The organism is Bacillus sp. JJ675 (genome assembly GCF_036963165.1).
GTDB lineage: Bacteria > Bacillota > Bacilli > Bacillales > Bacillaceae > Bacillus > Bacillus glycinifermentans.
In genome coordinates this window covers 1-16,819 of the sequence record NZ_JBALMR010000051.1, presented here as the reverse complement: position 1 = coordinate 16,819, position 16,819 = coordinate 1, and the positions used below count along the sequence as shown (strand labels likewise).

At 45.5% G+C, this 16,819-nt stretch carries 18 protein-coding genes and 2 riboswitches; of the genes, 7 read left to right on the top strand and 11 right to left on the bottom strand.

The genetic code is table 11. From position 1 onward, the window contains the following. Positions 1–128: 128 nt before the first annotated feature. Positions 129–1,022, bottom strand: coding sequence for a protease HtpX (htpX, locus tag V7126_RS14005; protein ID WP_175076261.1), 894 nt, complete (start codon positions 1,020–1,022; stop codon positions 129–131). Positions 1,023–1,163: 141 nt separating this feature from the next. Here htpX and V7126_RS14000 point away from each other — a divergent pair, with 141 nt between their 5' ends. Together V7126_RS14000 and V7126_RS13995 are read left to right on the top strand one after the other, a co-directional pair. Beyond that, on the top strand, positions 1,164–1,883 hold the full coding sequence (locus tag V7126_RS14000; RefSeq protein WP_175076262.1) for a DUF1836 domain-containing protein: 720 nt from the start codon (positions 1,164–1,166) through the stop codon (positions 1,881–1,883). A gap of 128 nt (positions 1,884–2,011) precedes the next feature. Continuing rightward, entirely contained in the window at positions 2,012–2,209 is a 198-nt protein-coding gene (locus V7126_RS13995; RefSeq protein WP_046132453.1) for an alpha/beta-type small acid-soluble spore protein, read from the top strand. 12 nt (positions 2,210–2,221) lie between these two features. Here V7126_RS13995 and V7126_RS13990 read toward each other — a convergent pair whose 3' ends face one another. The 4 genes from V7126_RS13990 to V7126_RS13975 all read right to left on the bottom strand — a co-directional run bounded on the left by V7126_RS13990 (position 2,222) and on the right by V7126_RS13975 (position 5,972). Beyond that, positions 2,222–3,313 (bottom strand): anti-sigma factor domain-containing protein, encoded by a 1,092-nt coding sequence (locus V7126_RS13990; RefSeq protein WP_335497656.1) that lies wholly within the window; start codon positions 3,311–3,313, stop codon positions 2,222–2,224. Continuing rightward, positions 3,310–4,065, bottom strand: a complete 756-nt coding sequence (gene sigI / locus V7126_RS13985) for an RNA polymerase sigma factor SigI (RefSeq protein WP_175076264.1) — start codon at positions 4,063–4,065, stop codon at positions 3,310–3,312. The genes V7126_RS13990 and sigI overlap by 4 nt, the downstream gene beginning before the upstream one ends. 265 nt (positions 4,066–4,330) lie before the next feature. Next, a complete protein-coding gene (locus tag V7126_RS13980) occupies positions 4,331–5,098 on the bottom strand; it encodes a TerC family protein (protein ID WP_046132386.1) in 768 nt (255 codons plus the stop codon). A 50-nt stretch (positions 5,099–5,148) separates the two neighbouring features. After that, positions 5,149–5,317: riboswitch (yybP-ykoY riboswitch) on the bottom strand. Positions 5,318–5,366: 49 nt separating this feature from the next. Next, complete coding sequence (locus tag V7126_RS13975; RefSeq protein ID WP_202049326.1) at positions 5,367–5,972, bottom strand: DedA family protein; 606 nt, start codon at positions 5,970–5,972, stop codon at positions 5,367–5,369. Between the two features lie 265 nt (positions 5,973–6,237). On the opposite strand from V7126_RS13975, the gene V7126_RS13970 reads away from it, so the two are divergent. The 3 genes from V7126_RS13970 to V7126_RS13960 all read left to right on the top strand — a co-directional run bounded on the left by V7126_RS13970 (position 6,238) and on the right by V7126_RS13960 (position 11,379). Beyond that, the gene (locus tag V7126_RS13970) at positions 6,238–8,577 is read left to right on the top strand and encodes a diguanylate cyclase domain-containing protein (RefSeq protein WP_335497655.1); all 2,340 of its coding nucleotides are present in this window, start codon (positions 6,238–6,240) and stop codon (positions 8,575–8,577) included. An 87-nt stretch (positions 8,578–8,664) separates the two neighbouring features. Then, positions 8,665–9,528 carry a Ku protein gene (locus V7126_RS13965; RefSeq protein ID WP_175076266.1) on the top strand — a complete coding sequence of 288 codons (864 nt, stop codon included), beginning with the start codon at positions 8,665–8,667 and terminating at the stop codon, positions 9,526–9,528. Between the two features lie 3 nt (positions 9,529–9,531). Beyond that, complete coding sequence (locus V7126_RS13960; RefSeq protein ID WP_175076267.1) at positions 9,532–11,379, top strand: DNA ligase D; 1,848 nt, start codon at positions 9,532–9,534, stop codon at positions 11,377–11,379. A gap of 3 nt (positions 11,380–11,382) precedes the next feature. Here the strand turns inward: V7126_RS13960 and V7126_RS13955 are convergent, their stop codons facing one another. From V7126_RS13955 to V7126_RS13945, 3 genes are all read right to left on the bottom strand, one after another. Further along, positions 11,383–11,844 (bottom strand): MarR family winged helix-turn-helix transcriptional regulator, encoded by a 462-nt coding sequence (locus V7126_RS13955; protein WP_046132390.1) that lies wholly within the window; start codon positions 11,842–11,844, stop codon positions 11,383–11,385. Between the two features lie 183 nt (positions 11,845–12,027). Next, positions 12,028–12,198, bottom strand: a complete 171-nt coding sequence (locus V7126_RS13950; RefSeq protein ID WP_046132400.1) for a Fur-regulated basic protein FbpA — start codon at positions 12,196–12,198, stop codon at positions 12,028–12,030. 103 nt (positions 12,199–12,301) lie between these two features. Further along, positions 12,302–12,457, bottom strand: a complete 156-nt coding sequence (locus V7126_RS13945; RefSeq protein ID WP_099047028.1) for a hypothetical protein — start codon at positions 12,455–12,457, stop codon at positions 12,302–12,304. Positions 12,458–12,647: 190 nt separating this feature from the next. On the opposite strand from V7126_RS13945, the gene V7126_RS13940 reads away from it, so the two are divergent. After that, positions 12,648–12,980: a MerR family transcriptional regulator gene (locus tag V7126_RS13940; RefSeq protein ID WP_175076268.1), complete on the top strand. Its 333-nt coding sequence runs from the start codon at positions 12,648–12,650 to the stop codon at positions 12,978–12,980. Between the two features lie 31 nt (positions 12,981–13,011). Here the strand turns inward: V7126_RS13940 and V7126_RS13935 are convergent, their stop codons facing one another. The 3 genes from V7126_RS13935 to V7126_RS13925 form a co-directional block, all read right to left on the bottom strand. Further along, positions 13,012–13,404, bottom strand: coding sequence for a hypothetical protein (locus tag V7126_RS13935; protein ID WP_175076269.1), 393 nt, complete (start codon positions 13,402–13,404; stop codon positions 13,012–13,014). An 89-nt stretch (positions 13,405–13,493) separates the two neighbouring features. After that, complete coding sequence (gene mgtE / locus V7126_RS13930) at positions 13,494–14,849, bottom strand: magnesium transporter (RefSeq protein WP_046132393.1); 1,356 nt, start codon at positions 14,847–14,849, stop codon at positions 13,494–13,496. Between the two features lie 262 nt (positions 14,850–15,111). Then, positions 15,112–15,277: riboswitch (M-box (ykoK) riboswitch) on the bottom strand. A gap of 130 nt (positions 15,278–15,407) precedes the next feature. Beyond that, positions 15,408–15,563: a transcriptional regulator SplA domain-containing protein gene (locus V7126_RS13925; RefSeq protein WP_161797079.1), complete on the bottom strand. Its 156-nt coding sequence runs from the start codon at positions 15,561–15,563 to the stop codon at positions 15,408–15,410. A 252-nt stretch (positions 15,564–15,815) separates the two neighbouring features. On the opposite strand from V7126_RS13925, the gene V7126_RS13920 reads away from it, so the two are divergent. Then, positions 15,816–16,769: a S8 family peptidase gene (locus tag V7126_RS13920; protein WP_175076270.1), complete on the top strand. Its 954-nt coding sequence runs from the start codon at positions 15,816–15,818 to the stop codon at positions 16,767–16,769. Positions 16,770–16,819: the final 50 nt, after the last annotated feature.

The following is a 16,819-nucleotide window of genomic DNA, read 5'->3' as shown; positions in this document are numbered from 1 at the left end:
TATTAGTTGTTTCATCATCTTCTGTATAACGTGTTCCATTTTAAATGAAACATTCTGTCGTGTACAGAAGCTTTTGGATTTTTGTATATAAAAATCCCCCCTTTTTCAAGGAGGGATTTCCAAAAGCTTTATTTTGCTTCAAGACGGCGGATTCTGTCATGTAAATCAGGATGGGTTGAGAAAAGCGATGTATGCTTTTTCCCATTGATTTTCAATGTTGCAACAGACGCCTGTTCGTCTTTGATTCTTGACGTATAACGCTCAAGAGAACGAAGCGCGTGGATCATCTTGTCCTTGCCGGCAAGGTCTGCCCCGCCTCTGTCCGCATGGTATTCACGGTGCCGCGAATACGCGAAGACGACAAGGCTTCCAAGGATGGAAAAGGCAATTTGGAAGACAATGACCGCGATAAAGTGAACGATCGGCGCAAGCTCTTCACGGACAACCCGTGATACCGCCCATGCGGCAATCCTTGCGAAGAAGACGACGAACGTATTGACGATACCTTGAAGCAGGGTCATCGTCACCATATCGCCGTTGGCGATGTGTGCGACTTCATGGGCGAGCACGCCTTCGACGGCCGCATCGTCCATTTCCTGAAGAAGTCCTGTAGACACGGCGACCAGCGAGCGGTTTTTAGACGGTCCGGTCGCAAACGCGTTTACTTCAGGGGAATGGTAAATCCCGACTTCCGGCATTTTCGTCAGCCCGGCAGCGCGCGCCAGTTTGTGAACGCGGTCAACCAATTGCTGTTCCTCAAAGCTGAGCGCATCTTTCTTCGGATTTAACACCTGAACGCCCATTGCCATTTTTGCCATCCATCTCGACATCAAGAGCGACATGAAAGATCCGACAAAACCGACGACGGCGCTGAAGACGAGAAGCGCGGCGATGTCGATGCCTCCGCCTGATGTAAAATACGTCCCGACGCCTGTCAGCGAACCGATGATGGACAAGACGATACCGATTGTCGTAATGACCAAAATGTTCGATAATAGAAAGAGAAGGATTCTTTTTCCCATAATTACCTCCGTGTTATAATAAGATCAAATGAACTCGTATAATAAAATTATAAGGCATTGATTTGAAAATGCAAGCGATAAGACGTAAGATAATGTGTGATGTTTGCTATTTTATTTTTTATGACATAATGAGGTGGATCCATGGAACCTTTTAAACTGACTCGCCTGGAAATGGCCAAGCTGATGTATTCGCTGAAAGGGCAGCTGGATATAAGCCCGCTCGCAATCGTGCTGAAATCGGCCGACATGACGGTCGATGAAGCGGAACATCATATAAAAATCCCTGAATTCATCATCCGATACGAACGCAAAAAGCAAAAAACCGAACACGGGCTTTCCACAAACGAAATTGTCGAGCTCGGCAATTTGTGTGAACTGACATCTTTAAAATCAACCGCGATTCAAAACTGGATCAAGCGCGATATCAAAGATTTGATGGGCCATCCGGAACTCGGCAAAAAGTATTCCATCGACCAAGCCGTCATCCTTCTTATTGTACGGGATTTAAAATCGGTTTATGACTTTGAAACGATCAGGCCCATTTTAAAAATGATTTTCAATACGATTACCGACCGGTCTGACGATATCGTCAGTCCGCTGCGCTTTTATGAAGGCTATGCACGCGTTCTTGATCTTGTGCATCAGAGAGACGATTTTGTGCGCAAAGAGGCGACGATGGAAACGATCGTCTATCAGGAGACTGACCGCATGCGGGATTATTACAAAGAGCTTGCAGAACCTGAATGGAAGAAAACGAGGGACATCACGGCGGTTACCGTGCTTTCCGTGATCGCTTCCCATATTCAGGCGACGGCGCAGGCAGTGATCGATGACGTATTTGCCAAACACTCCGCAACATAATGTTTTACGTTACGCCCGGCTGCCGAAAGCCGGCGTTTTTCGTGCAGGCTTCAACAATTGCCAGCATAAAAAGCCCCTGTCCATTTCAAACTAAACAAGCAGTACACTAAGAAAAAGGAGTTGAAAGCATGGCAAGAACAAATAAATTGATTGTCCCTGGGGCAGAGCAAGTACTGGACCAATTCAAAAACGAAATTGCCCAAGAATTCGGCGTGCAGCTCGGTTCAGATTCAGTCGCTCGCTCAAATGGATCTGTAGGCGGGGAAATGACAAAACGTCTTGTACGGCAGGCACAAGCTCAGCTAAGCGGAAATACCGACAAATAAATACCTCCTGAATTATTCGCCGGGACTGCTCGGCGGATATTCTTGATTCCATTGATCAGAGGGCTTTTTCTCCTTTTGCATCGGAGGCTTGTTTTGTCGGTTCTCTCTGCCGGAGCCATTTTTCGAATTTCCTTTTTCCGGCTGCTGACCGTTTTTGTCATTATGGAATTTTTCTTGAGGGTTTTGATTTTTTGGGGTATTTGTCTCCTCTTCTTTCTTTGTATCGTGATCAGATTCGTTTTGATCCTGACCTGAAGATTGATCTGGATTCGGCTGATCTTCCGTATCGGAATCTTCATCATCCGTATTTTGCTCTGTTTGATCTTCTTCTTTTACAGCTTTATCTTTTTCAGTTTTTTCGGCATCTTCCTGATTTTGGCCGTCCTTTTCAGCTTCTTCCTGTTCGGCTTCCGGTTTTGGATCTTGTGATTCCTTTTCATGAGTGCGGATGTAGCGTCCGGTGGAAACGCCTTCCTTTTGCGCTTTTGCGCGAGTATCAAGATCAGATTCTACGGCTTCCATTTTATAGTTCTGTTCCTCATACTTTTTTGCGACATCGTCGATCTCGCTTTTAACCGTTGCTTTATATGTATCATCTTCATTATTTTCATAAACTGTTGTGATCAGCACTTCCTTTGATTCTTTGACATATCCTTGTTTATCGCTATCCTCTACGATTTCGCTGACGACCTCTTTGAAATCCGAATTCTTCCAATTTTCTATACTGTTCAGCAAATCCTTTCCATCCTGATTCAGCGGGACCAAGTCGACGACTTCGCAGTTTTTATTAAGGGTCAATTCAAAGCTGGGATTAATGTCGATCGTCATATAAGCGTACGCTTTGTTGTTCAAAGCATCGGGAATGATCATAAAAGCGAGCAGCATGATCGCCGCGATTGAGAAAACGCCGGCTTTTAGCGGCCGAAGAGCAAGCAGGTCAAAAAAACCAGCGCGCCTCCTTGACATTCTGGTCTCCGCGGGAAACGTAATCTCCTGACCGATTTCATAATCTTCCTCCATCTTTTTTGCTTTTAAAAATTGTCCGTCAGGGGTTAGCAATGTGACGAATTTTTTATTTTTTTCTACAATAATCCCTCTTCTCATGAGTTGAGCACCCCTTTTAGATAATCTTTAAGATAAATATAATCGCCGGTTATAATGATGACCATGGCGATGATATACTTACGGTTTCTTTCAACTGTTTTTCTGCTTACAGCCACCAGTTTTTCAAGCTGTTTAACGGGAAGCTGCTTTTTTTGAAACAAAATGTCCAGCAAGTCTTCATGCTCGACTAGCGTCAGCGCCACTTTGATGGCATTTTGCCTTGCATCCGTATGTTTCGGAGAATTCTCCAGCAAATCCGAAAAAGATAGTCCGAAGCTTTTCAGCCTGCCTTTAAAATGCAGAATTTCCTCCCGCCTTTGTTCCTGTTCGAGCTGGCGGTTGAATTCGTTTATGGAAAGCTCGGCTTCAATCACGCTTTGAGACGATTCCTGCTCTTCTCCTTCTTGTAAATCCATGTTTATGTTTTGTGCGTTTCTGGCTTCTTTTCTTATATAGTCAATGACTTTTCGCTTAATAATAAGTTCGGCGAATGCAAGCAGGGAATTCCCCTTTTCAGACGAATATTTTTCAATGGCTTCATTAAAAGCGATTAAGCCAATGCTGAATTCATCATCTTTTTCATCTATATATCGTTTGCACACGGATGAAACCGTTTTAGCCACAAAAGGCTTGTATTGCTCGATAAGCTCGTTTTGCAACTGCTGATTTCCTTTTTGTATGCTTATCACAGACTCTTCTAATGTCGGTTTCTTCTTCCCTGTCTTAAACAAAAGGCTAAGCACTGGTTTCACCTCAGTTCCTCCCTATACTACTCATTTATGATAGCTAATTTGATAGGGAATCGCAAAGGAGAAAAGGTGGAATTCATTTCTATTTTTTCAAATGTGACAGCGGATTGCATGATCTTATAGATCAATTCGATATATCTTTGAGGATTAGGGGGGTTTTTCTTTTGTTTTTGTAACATCTCTGTTAATAAAATGAAATGATATTTCGATGAAACCCGTCAATATTCGTCATAAAAAAGCCGCCGGCATAACGCCGGCGGCTTTTGTGTTATTCTTGAACAGCCCGTTTTTCTTGTTTTTTCGGGTTTGTCATAAACCATCCTCCAAGAGCGATGGCGATCAGCACGGCCCAGAAAATGAGTTTCCATGTGCCTGAATGGATGAAATGCTCGGATACGATATGGATTTGCGGATGTGCAAGCGTGTAGAGCGCCAGTTTGACGCCGACCCAGCCGACAATCAGGAAAGCCGCCGTTTCCAGGCTCGGACGTTTCTTTAAAACATTGACAAATGCGCTTGCAGCAAAACGCATGATGACAAGTCCTATGATACCTCCGGCCAAGATGACGATAAATTGCCCGCCGTCAAGTCCGCCGATTTGCGGAAGGTTAGTCACAGGCAGCGTAACAGCGAGCGCCACCGCGGCTAAAATGGAGTCTACTGCAAAGGCGATATCTGCCAGTTCGACTTTTATCACAGTCGGCCAAAAACCGCCTTTTTTCGTTTCCTTCGCTTTTTCTTCTTTTTTCAGAACATGGGTTTTTACGATATGATGGATCGAAATGTACAAGAGATAGACCGCTCCGATCGCTTGAACCTGCCATACGTTCACAAGGAAAGAAATGGCGAACAGTGCGCCGAATCTCATCGCAAACGCGCCGGCCAGCCCATAAAAGAGCGCTTTTTTTCTTTCTTTTTCCGGCAAGTGTTTAACCATGACCGCCATGACGAGTGCGTTGTCTGCCGCCAATATCCCTTCCAGCCCGACTAAAATGAGAAGAACCCAACCGTATTCCAGTAGCAATGCTGCATCCATTTAATATCTCCTCCTAAGTGATTGTCTCTTTCTCTTATTCCCGCTAATGCGGCAGGGTATTTTCGGCAAACAAAAAAGACCTCTGCCAACATTAGGCAAAGGTCTTGCTAGACATGGTCATTGATTAAAACATGCCAACAAAGCCGATGGATGAACATCCATGAACTGACGACTTTGTTTCCGGGTTACATCCGGACGCTACTCCCCTTTGGAAAAAAAGAAAAAATATTGAATTATAAGATAATAGTAACCTCCGAACGTTCTGCTGTCAATCCCTATTTTTATCTAGAAAAGGCTGAGCTGCTTTGATTTTGTTTCTCCTGTTTTTCCAAAAAAGATACAAAATAAACAGAACGACAATAGCGATACCGATCGGGAGAAGGTACCCGTCGAGGAGGCTGCCGACATTTTTCCAGTTTTCGCCGAGATAAAAGCCTAAATAAACATATACGAACGTAATCGGCGTAATCGCGAAGAATGTATACATGCAAAAGGCCCACACATTCATTTTTGCAAGTCCGCACGGAATCGAAATTAGCGTTCTGATACCCGGAATAAACCGGCCGCTGAACGCGACAAACCCGCCATGCTTCTCAAAAAAGCGGTCAGCCTTATCAAGCGCCTCAGGCTTGATGAAAAAGTATTTGCCGTATCGCTCTAAAAATGGACGCCCCCCGTATCTGCCGAGCCAGTAAAGAGTCAGCGGCCCGACGACACCCCCGAGCGATCCCGCAAGAACGATGCCCCACATAGACATGTCTCCTTGATAGACCCAATATCCGGCAAGCGGAAGGACGATTTCTGCAGGCACGAATTCGATGCACAGCGCCAAAAAAATCCCGAAATACGATAGACTTTTAAATGCTTCTGCCATTGATAGAATCAATTCTTCGATATCGATCACAACCTTTAAACGATTGATAATTTCAAGTTCTAAAGAACGCACAAAATGATTTTAACACATTCAGCCTCATTGAGAAAATGGCTTTATGAGACCGGAAGGATATGATCGTCCATTGGCGAATAACATCATATGTAGTATAATTCACAAATTATAGCGAATGCCGCTTTACCCGGCAGCCTTTCCACGGCAAGCATTCGGCTTCTATTCTACATCTTCAGAAAAGGCGGAGAAAAAAGTGACACAAGTTTCAGGTGATTATAATGGATGGCTGATTGTTTTATCATACATTACGGCGGTTTTGGCAGCCTATACGGCCCTTGATTTATCCGAACGGGTCGTACATACGGAAGGCTGGAAAAGCAAAGGGTGGCTTTTGGCCGGCTCCTTGACGATGGGGCTTGGCATCTGGTCCATGCACTTTATCGGCATGATCTCGTTTCAAACCGGGGCTGCCATGACGTACGATTTTTGGCTTGTCATGCTGTCGATTGTTGTCGCCTTCAGCGGTTCCCTCGTATCATTTTACGTGATAAACGGAAAGGACATGCCTGGTTTAAGGCTTTGGGCCGCCAGTTTTGCAATGGGTGTCGCCATTGCATCGATGCACTTCATCGGGATGGAGTCGATGGAACACATAAAGATCGTCTATCAACCCGTTCTTTATACGGCATCTTTTGCGATTGCCATTACAGCCTCTTTCGCCGCCTTGAAGCTATCGCGTGTTTTCGCGAAAAGAAGAGGTTCATTTCGGACTCAGTTTATTAAAATCGCAAGCGCGATTTTAATGGGCGGCGCGATTTCAGGCATGCACTATACCGGTATGGCGGCGGCAACGCTTTACATGCAACAAGGAATCAGCCACGGACACGGGGAAATGGATACGGTCCAATTAGGGATTGCCATCGTCATCTTCACCCTTTTGCTTCAGGCTCTTTTGATTTTCGGCGCGTTTCACGACAAGCGCCTGCTGATTCAAGCCGAAAAAATCCGGGACAACGAAGAGCGTTTTCAATCTTTAATCAACTATAATATTGATCCGATCTATGTTTTTTCGTTTGAAGGGCGCATGCTTTTCGCCAATTCGTCCGGATGCAGGCTTCTGAAAAAGATGGGAATAGAAACCCCTGCCATGCTCTCGTCTGTTTTTCCGCATGAAGAGCGAGAAAGGCTTCTCGGCTGGTTTCATCAAGTGAAAAGTGAAAAGCAAGCGCTCAACCGCGATACGCAAATCACGCTGTACGGCAAACAGTTCGACTTAAACCTGACGCTGATTCCCGTTTATGTCAGACAGAATCTTGACAGCATATATCTCATCTGCAAAGATATGACAAAGCAGCGCGAAGCCGAACGAAAAATTCACCGAATGGCCCATTATGACGCTTTAACGGACTTGCCGAACAGAAGATACGCATGTATCCATTTGGAAAATGTCCTTCATCAACATAGCGGAAGCACAGCCGTTTTGTTTTTGGACTTAAACCGTTTTAAGGAATTTAATGACGCCCTTGGCCACGACATCGGAGACCTGCTTTTGGTAGAGGCTTCAAAGCGCTTGGCGGCCTGTATGCCTGAACAAGGGTTTATTGCGCGATTGGGGGGAGATGAATTCATTATCATCATCCCTGCAGATCCGCGGGAAAACATTGACAGGCTGGCACAACAATTGATCCGGCAATTTGAAACGGCTTTTCATATTAAAGAACACAGGCTGAAAACGTCCGTCAGCATCGGTATTGCAATCTCTCCGCTCGACGGAACGGACGGTGAGGAGCTGATGAAAAAAGCGGATATGGCCATGTATTCCGTAAAAGAAAAAAATAAAAGCAGATACCAATACTTCTCTCCATCGACCAAAAAGAAGCCTGACATGAAGGAATCGCTTATCCTCATGTATGTTCCGCAATTCAGCGTTTCCACACAAAAAGCGGCAGGGGCAGAAGCGGTATGCCTCAATGCAACAGATGAGCCGATTCGACTCCTTGAAGACATGACGGCTGAATTGGGGAAATGGATGATCGATGAAGCCTGCCGGCAGGCAAAAAAATGGCATGACAGCGGAACGCCGCTGACCGTAGCCGTAAACGTGCCGCCACGGCACTTCCAATCCGACAGGTTCATACAAGACTTCGAAGAAAGCTTGGCGACGCACCGGCTCCCGCCCGGATTGATTGAAGTGGAAGTCACCGAAGCCATGATTATGGATCATTTGCCGTATTCAAAAAGAAAGCTCGTTTCATTAAAAATGCTCGGAGTCGGAATCACGATCGATCATTTCGGAACCGGCAGCAGTTCCTTAAACGTCCTGCAAGACCTGCCTGTCAGCAAAATCAAAATCGACAAATCCTTCATAAAAGGGATTCCATCAGATTCAAAATCAGAACGGATGGCTGCAGCGATCATTTCATTCGCCCGCCACCTTTCACTGGAAACCGCCGCCGAAGGAGCCAAAACCGCGGAACAGAAAGAATGGTTATTGGCAAAGGGCTGCGGGGTTTTCCAACAGGACCCCGGCTGTCTCCTTTCCGCTGAAGAAATAGAAAAGCTCTTATCTGAACATGGCAGCATTCGGGTTTAAACCTGAATGCTTTTTTTGAATCCATAAGTTACTATTCATGAAACAATCTGCCCCGAGGAATCACTAAGGAAAAAAGGAGTTGGACCGATGCATACGATGTGGAAAGGCTCGATCAGCTTTGGTCTTGTCAACATCCCGGTGAAGCTGTTTGCAGCGACGGAAGATAAAGACGTGAAATTGCGCTCGCTTCATAAAGAATGCCGAGCCCCGATCAAATACGAAAAAAAATGCACAAACTGCCATGAGGAAGTGGCCCCTGAGGATATCGTCAAAGGATACGAATATGTAAAAGGCAAATATGTCGTATTAACGGATGAAGAGCTGAAACAGCTTAAAGAAGAACAGGAAGAAAAATCGGTGGAAATCGTCGACTTTGTACAATTAAAAGAGATCGATCCGATCTACTTTAACCGTTCATATTTCGTCGGACCGGGAGACAACGGTACAAAAGCGTATACTCTGCTTCGGGAAGCGCTGAGAAAAACGGAAAAAATCGGAATCGCCCACATCACCATCCGCTCAAAGAAACAGCTGGCCATCCTACGCGTGTACGAAAACTGCATTTTAATGGAATCGATCCACTATCCTGATGAAGTTAGGAACTCTGCCCACGTTCCCGGCGTTCCCGAAGAAACGGATGTCAATCAAAAAGAGCTGCAAACGGCGATTTCACTCATCGATGAGCTCACGACCTCATTTGCTCCTGAACAATACGAGGATACTTACAGAATTGCGGTCATGGACAAAATCAAAGAAAAAATCGATCAGAATGAAGGCGTCACGCCAGGTGCTGCCGCTGCACCGCGGGAGGATGTCATCGATCTCGTCAGCGCCCTTCAGGCAAGCATCGAACGGACGAAAACTCCGAAAAAGCAAGAAGCTGCAATTACGAAAGGAGCGGAGGACAAAAAACGAAAAACCTCGCGCAAAAAAGCCTCCGAAGCAAAATAACAGATGGCCATTACGATGCAGCCCGTCCTCACGTCCGTGCCTCCTTCGGGCGAAATGTGGCGGTTTGAAACAAAGTACGACGGCTACCGGGCGCTGTTGACGGTTTCAAAAACGGATGTCTCCCTGATCAGCAGAAACGGCCAGCCTCTGAACGGTCTCTTCCCGGAAATTGCGATATTTGCAAAAAGAAAGCTGACCGCTTTTTACGACCACCTTCCGTTTACGCTCGACGGCGAAATCGTCTCTTTGGCAAACCCCTTTCGGTCCAACTTTGAGTACGTGCAAAAAAGGGGCATGATGAAAAATCAGGAACTGATCGAAAAAGCGGCCGAAAAAAAACCGTGCCACTTTCTCGCCTTTGATCTGCTGACTTACAAAGGAAAAACGATGACATCCTCTCCCTATACAGAGCGAAAGCAGGAGTTATCCGGCCTGCTTAAGAGCCTTGGATTTCCGATGGCCCCCGATCCCCGTTCAAATGAACGGATTCAATTGATCCCCGAGACGCGGGATTTTGATTCGCTTTGGAGCTCAATCAAAAGGTTTGACGGTGAAGGAATTGTTGCGAAGAAAAAAGACAGCCGGTGGCTCGAAAATAAAAAGACGGCCGAGTGGCTTAAACTTAAAAACTATAAGAGAGCCTCCGTTTTTATGACGGGGTATAACAAGGCAAACGGCTATATGTCGATCGCTGTTTCCGACCGCGGACACATCAGGGAAATGGGCTCTGTATCCCACGGGCTCGGAGAACAGGAGAGGAATGCCATCCTCGCCATCATAACCGAACACGGAACCGAAACCAAACCGGGAGAATACGTCATCGATCCTTCCATTTGTTTGACTGTGCATTATTTAACGATTCATTTCGGTGCGCTTCGCGAGGTATCGTTTGTCTCTTTTGAATTTGATATGACATGGGAGGAATGTACGTATACACGGCTTCTGCTTCATTCAAAAAATGTGCACCCGTCATTGCAGCTGACAAGCCTTGACAAGGTGATTTTTCCTGAAAGCAACAAAACGAAAGCCGATTATGTCGGCTATATAACCGAAATCGGCGATGTTTTGCTCCCTTTTTTGGAAAACCGCGCGCTTACCGTGATCCGGTATCCGCACGGGGCGGGAAGAGAATCTTTTTTTCAAAAAAATAAGCCTGATTACGCCCCGGAGTTTGTGACTTCAGTCAAAGATGATGAGCACGAACACATCGTATGCCGTGATTACTCCGTTTTGTTTTGGCTTGCAAATCAGCTTGCGCTCGAATTTCACATCCCTTTTCAAACGGTCGATACCGAAAATCCTACCGAAATCGTATTCGACCTTGATCCGCCGTCGAAATCGGAATTTCCGCTCGCTGTCCGCGCCGCGGAAGAGCTTCGCCGTTTATTTGATCAGCTCGGCCTCGTTTCTTTTCCGAAGCTGTCCGGCAACAAAGGGATACAAATTTATATACCGATTTCAAAAAACGCGTTTACGTATGAAGACACCCGCCTATTCACAAGCTTTGCCGCATCATACTGCGTATCGCTTTTTCCCGATCTGTTTACAACAGAACGGCTGATAAAAAACAGGGGCGGAAAGCTTTATATCGACTATGTACAGCACGCGCCGGGCAAAACGATCATCTGCCCGTATTCCGCAAGGGGAAATGAGCTCGGCACGGTCGCAGCTCCGCTTTATTGGGAGGAAGTCGGCGAAAAGCTGTCTCCCGCCGATTTTACAATGGAGGCTGTCGTAAAACGGACAAAAGAAATAGGTTGCCCTTTCGAAAGTTTTTTCAGACAGCCCCAGGATAAACAGATCAAAGCGATTCTCGATCACTTGAAAGAAACCGGGCGGGCGGAAAGCTGAAGATCAGCGAAACAAAAGGTGCTGGCTGTGAATTCCGGCTTTTTTGAGCAAAGCCATCAGCTGTTCCTGCTCTTCTTTTGTCAGACCCGAAAACGCCCGGGCGATTCTCATGGAGTGGATCGGATAAATCTCGTCAAGATATGTTTTGCCCTTTTCCGTCAAGCTGGCGTAAACGGATCGTTTATCCTTCGGATCCTGCTCTCGTTTGATGAAACCGTTTTTTTCCAGTTTGTCGATCACATACGTTACGTTCCCGCTTACAAGGAGCAGCCTGGAACCGATTTGCTGCAGCTTTTGGGCACCCCTTGTATACAAAAGCTCCAGTACAGCAAATTCCGTAGGGTTAAAGCCATGTTCTTTGCTGTCCCGTATACTATGCTCCGAAATGCTTTTAAAAGCCCTGGCAAAAACCTTGTACAATGACATAGCGCGGTGAACTTCTTCCTCATTAAACGAAAGTCTCATATCATCTACCTCTTATACAATTTTCTTGAATGAATACAGGAAAATGAAAACCCTTACATACATAGCAAAAAAAGGGCGCTATTTTCCTCTATTCAATATGTATTATATTTTCGTTATACGAAAGAAAACTCCTTCTTATTTTTTTTAACATATTAAAAAGAAGCCCGCATTTTTCAAAACGTCTTATTTTGAAAAGGGGGCTTTATTTTTGCGGAAAAAATAAAAATATTCGTTTCGGAGCTCCGAAATCGTCATTCTCTGCACATGATCCCGCTTATATACACCAATCGAAATCAATTTTTCCGAATAGTGGTTCCGTTCTTTTTCCAATGCAAGTTTCAATAATTTACTCATGACTTCTCCTTTCATTTTGGTGTATCCTTTAAGTCAAGAATACCCATTGTTTGTTAAGGCAATATGAAGACCGTGTTAAAATTGCCCCACTCCCTTCAGGGCTTTAAGAGGATTTCCGATAAAGACCGTTCTGCACCGCCCTGAGCAGCGGAAATGCATCGTTTCCGGCAAGCTTCATCAAAGTCTCCAGCAGCTCATCCCTTTTGATGTCCAATGCGACGATTTCTTTAGCGAGTGAGACGGCTTTGTGTTCTTTCATGAATATTCCTCCTAATCAGCACTATAGCTAAAGCATATAGGAGTAATCTTCGGTCTGCATCCTTTCTGTAAACTTTTCTTCCGTGGTTTTTAAAAAACTTCTTAATCTATGTTAGATTTTATGACAAACGGCAGTTTTTTTATCGCATTTTCTTATATAATACAAAAAAAGTCATCTTAGGGGTGGGAAAATGACAGTCGAAGATCTTTCTTATAAGGATAAAAAAGTGATTTCCATCGGCATCGTCAGCGAGCTGACGGGCTTATCTGTGCGGCAGATCCGCTATTACGAAGAACGGAAACTGATCTATCCGCACCGCTCATCAAGGGGCACGAGAAAATATTCTTTCACAGATGTGGAACGGCTGATGGATATTGCGAACAAACGCGAGGACGGCGTCCAGACGGCGGAGATCCTCAAGGATATGCGCAAAAAAGAGCAGAGCCTAAAAAACGACCAGCAGCTGAGAAAAAAAATGCTCGAGGGGCAGCTTAACGCACATTTTAAATACAGAAACCGTTAAAAAAACGAATCGTTCGTCACACGATTCGTCCTCACTGCTTGCCGGCTATATGCCCGATGTAGTCGATCATGACACCCTTGTCTGGATCATTGCGGATGCGAAACGCGATTTTTCCGGGCTCTCCGCTTTTCGCCTTGTAAGAAGCGTGAAACACGTGGATGCTTGCTTCATACATTTGAAAGTCATTCTTATCAAGCCCGGAAATTCCCCAATTCCTTTTAGCTTTAAGAACTTCTTCAGGCGAAGGAGTCGCGCCTTCGACATAAAGCTGTTTCATTTTCGGCAGATCGTCTTCCATGATGGCCTCAAGCATGTCTTCAGCGGCGGCAAGCCGCCGGTCTTTCCCCTCATCTTTATTCTGATCCTGGCAGCCGGCGATGATGGCAAAAGCCATGAACAACATAACCGCAGCGATTTTTTGCATGCCCCAATCCCCCTTCCCTCGCCTAAATATATAAAATGTTCTTAAAGCCTGGCAAGTAAAAAACCCTCCTTGAAAGGAGGGCTTACGGGTTATAAAGCATGAATAAAAGCAGTTGCAATGCCAAAGTAAATCAAAAGTGACAAAATGTCATTCAGCGTAGTGATCAGCGGACCCGATGCGATCGCAGGGTCGACTTTGCATTTGTGCAGAATGATCGGCACGATCGTTCCCGCCATCGTTCCGATGATAAGCGTTGCAAACAGCGATGTTCCTACGACAAATCCGAGCAGCAAATTGCCTTGCCAGACAATCGCGATTCCCGTAATGAAAACGGCGCACACCAAACCGATGATAATGCCGGTTCTAAGCTCGCGAAAAATTAAGCGGAAAATCGTTTTCTTGTTGAGTTCTTCTTTAGAAAGGCCTCTGATGACAACAGCCAATGACTGAGTGCCCGTATTTCCGGTCATCCCGGCGATCATCGGCATGAAAAATGCCAACGCGACCACCCGTTGAAGCGTATCTTCAAAATAGCTCATAATGCTTCCGGAGATCAATCCGATGAACAAGAGCAGAATCAGCCACGGCAGGCGGCGGTAAGCCGCCACGTACGATTTCGTATCAAACGTGATCGCTTTACCTGAAGCGGCGAATTTTTCGTAGTCTTCATTCGCCTCCTGGATGACGATGTCGATAATGTCGTCGACCGTCACGATCCCGACGAGCTTCTGATCCTTTTCAACAACCGGTATCGCAAGGAAGTCGTAGCGTTCGATCAGCCTTGCAACCTCTTCCTGATCTTGAAGGGCTTCGGCAGAGATGACCCTCGTAAACATCAAATCCTGAACCTTTTCACCCGGTTCGGCCAAAATCAGGTCGCGGTACGATAATACGCCGACGAGCTGCTTTGCTTCATTAATGACGTATAAATAGTTGATCGATTCTGCGATCTCCGCAAAGCTTTTCAGCTTTACGACGGCTTCTTGCACTGTATAGTGCTGCGGAATCCATACAAAGCGGTTCGTCATGATTCTTCCCGCCGTTTCAGGCGGATAGTTCATCAGCACCTTGACCGCTTCAGACTCCTCTTCTTCCATGCTTGACAGAAGCTGTTCTTTAAGCTTCGGCTCCATTTCCTCCAAGAGCGCGGCAAGGTCGTCATTGTCCATTTTGTTCATGACATGGGCCGCTTTTTCTTTACCGACTTTGTTCAACACTGTGAGCTGTTCTTCTTTTTCGAGCTCGCCCATCAGATCGGTAATGTCTTCAACCGTTAAAAAAGACAGATACCGTCCGCGGTGCTTTTCAGGCATTTCTTTAAATAAAATTGCCATATCGTAAGGCTGGAGTTCTTCTAACACGTTTTGAAACTCTTTGCGTTTCCCGTCTCTCAGCAAAATGATAATTCGTAAAATCAGTTCATCATATGTCATGTTCTGTACCATGGCAATCTGTACCTCCTTCTTAGGAGATCCGTAATCGCCATAGCGGAAGGTGCGGCGGTAATAGGATCTCCTCAAATTGAATCAGTGTTTTGTGATTGATGATGTTTCTCGTATGTTTAGACCGCCTCGAATGGGGAGAATCCATACTCACACCTCCTATTGTTTTCGTAATTGGAAAATACGCTCTTTACTTTCCTCAAAAAATAAAAAAACACCTATTTCATGAGCATGAAGATGTTAAAAGCCATACATAATAAAACCCTAACGCCTTCAATCGTAGAGCTTTAGCACTGTATGGCATAGGCAAACATGCCAGCTGCATTAAAAATCACCTTATGTCGATGATTCTTGTTGACCCATTGGCGTCTTTGGACATTTTTGGGCAGCAGCGTATCTCCATACAGGAGCCTCACCTAACGAAGAGCTGTATTTACCGGACACAATGAGATTACAGAAAAAAAGAGTGCCTGTCAATAACTAAAACGGCTTTATCTCTTATCTATATGCGTTAGTTCCCTTTTTCGCCAAAAATATCGTTAGGTGTGCCCTGCAAGCCCGCTATTTTCCGCTGCCGTCCGGAATATCTTCCCGCGAAAGAAAATGATAGTTTTCATGCAGCAAAAGTGTATATTCCCCGTCAAACTTTGGATGCGGCACAAATTCGGCTTCGTTGATTGACAGCACATCCCTTTCGCGGTCTTCTTTTTCCTTCATATATAAAACGCCTCCTTTTTTCATTATAGGATGTCCTTTTGCCCGCCGTAATATGAGACGAGACAGGTCTTTTCACTCATCGAATCAGCAAGTTCACCGATTATTCGACTTTTTTCCTCTATTATCCGTATTTTTTGATTTTTCATAAAATTCATACAAATGAACCTTTTTTTAGCAAAATAAATGTTTTACAATAGTATCATGCAACCTTGTAACCCATCTTAAGCAGCACAAAACAGGGAGGGCTTTTAAATGCAAATGCGATTAATTCCTTATGTGACGGACGAAAAGTTTATGGACGTTAATGAACTGCCGGAAGGAATCGATGCGATTAAGGCGCCGGAGCTGTGGTCACAAGGTTTTAAAGGAAAAGATGTCACCGTCGCGGTTCTTGATACGGGCTGTGACGTCAATCACCCCGATTTAGCGGACAGAATCATCGGAGGCAAAAACTTCACCGACGATGACGATGGACAAGAAGATCAAATCAGCGATTATAATGGACATGGCACACATGTGGCGGGCACGATCGCCGCCAATGATAAAAACGGCGGTATTTCCGGAGTTGCGCCAGAGGCAAACCTTTTAATCGTCAAGGTTCTCGGCGGTGAAGACGGAAGCGGCCAGTACGAATGGATCATCAACGGGATCAACTACGCGGTCGAGCAAAAAGCGGATATCATTTCAATGTCGCTCGGCGGTCCGTCTGATGAACCGGAATTAAAAGAAGCGATCCAAAACGCTGTCAAAAGCGGGGTTCTTGTCGTCTGCGCCGCCGGAAACGAGGGCGACGGAGACGACCGTACAGAGGAATATTCATACCCTGCTGCATACAACGAAGTGATCGCTGTCGGATCTGTGTCTTTGACGAGGGAATCGTCGGAATTTTCAAACACCAACAAAGAGATTGATCTGGTTGCGCCCGGCGAAGAAATTTTGTCGACATTGCCGGATGGGCAATACGGCAAGCTGACCGGAACGTCTATGGCTACTCCGCACGTAAGCGGCGCGCTCGCCTTGATCAAATCCTTCGAAGAGGACGCATTCAAGCGGGAGCTGACGGAGCCTGAACTATACGCCCAATTAATCCGCAGGACCCTTCCTCTCGATTACTCAAAAGCGCTGATCGGAAACGGCTTTTTATATTTATCCGCACCTGAAATCTTGGCTGAAAGAGCCGGCGAGAAAAAACTTCTTTCCTTGTAAAAGAAACCGGAGGCTGCCGACAATGTCGGCAGCCTCAGACCGTTGACAAA

What these genes read in the sequence shown, in the direction of transcription:
- V7126_RS13945 (WP_099047028.1), bottom strand. Translation starts at nt 12,457, where the DNA reads ATGAAAGAACACAAAGCCGTCTCACTCGCTAAAGAAATCGTCGCATTG.
- V7126_RS14000 (WP_175076262.1), top strand. Translation starts at nt 1,164, where the DNA reads ATGGAACCTTTTAAACTGACTCGCCTGGAAATGGCCAAGCTGATGTAT.
- htpX (WP_175076261.1), bottom strand. Translation starts at nt 1,022, where the DNA reads ATGGGAAAAAGAATCCTTCTCTTTCTATTATCGAACATTTTGGTCATT.
- V7126_RS13980 (WP_046132386.1), bottom strand. Translation starts at nt 5,098, where the DNA reads ATGGATGCAGCATTGCTACTGGAATACGGTTGGGTTCTTCTCATTTTA.
- mgtE (WP_046132393.1), bottom strand. Translation starts at nt 14,849, where the DNA reads ATGGTACAGAACATGACATATGATGAACTGATTTTACGAATTATCATT.
- V7126_RS13935 (WP_175076269.1), bottom strand. Translation starts at nt 13,404, where the DNA reads ATGCAAAAAATCGCTGCGGTTATGTTGTTCATGGCTTTTGCCATCATC.
- V7126_RS13940 (WP_175076268.1), top strand. Translation starts at nt 12,648, where the DNA reads ATGACAGTCGAAGATCTTTCTTATAAGGATAAAAAAGTGATTTCCATC.
- V7126_RS13990 (WP_335497656.1), bottom strand. Translation starts at nt 3,313, where the DNA reads ATGAGAAGAGGGATTATTGTAGAAAAAAATAAAAAATTCGTCACATTG.
- V7126_RS13950 (WP_046132400.1), bottom strand. Translation starts at nt 12,198, where the DNA reads ATGAGTAAATTATTGAAACTTGCATTGGAAAAAGAACGGAACCACTAT.
- V7126_RS13975 (WP_202049326.1), bottom strand. Translation starts at nt 5,972, where the DNA reads ATGGCAGAAGCATTTAAAAGTCTATCGTATTTCGGGATTTTTTTGGCG.
- V7126_RS13955 (WP_046132390.1), bottom strand. Translation starts at nt 11,844, where the DNA reads ATGAGACTTTCGTTTAATGAGGAAGAAGTTCACCGCGCTATGTCATTG.
- V7126_RS13995 (WP_046132453.1), top strand. Translation starts at nt 2,012, where the DNA reads ATGGCAAGAACAAATAAATTGATTGTCCCTGGGGCAGAGCAAGTACTG.
- V7126_RS13925 (WP_161797079.1), bottom strand. Translation starts at nt 15,563, where the DNA reads ATGAAGGAAAAAGAAGACCGCGAAAGGGATGTGCTGTCAATCAACGAA.
- V7126_RS13960 (WP_175076267.1), top strand. Translation starts at nt 9,532, where the DNA reads ATGGCCATTACGATGCAGCCCGTCCTCACGTCCGTGCCTCCTTCGGGC.
- V7126_RS13965 (WP_175076266.1), top strand. Translation starts at nt 8,665, where the DNA reads ATGCATACGATGTGGAAAGGCTCGATCAGCTTTGGTCTTGTCAACATC.
- V7126_RS13920 (WP_175076270.1), top strand. Translation starts at nt 15,816, where the DNA reads ATGCAAATGCGATTAATTCCTTATGTGACGGACGAAAAGTTTATGGAC.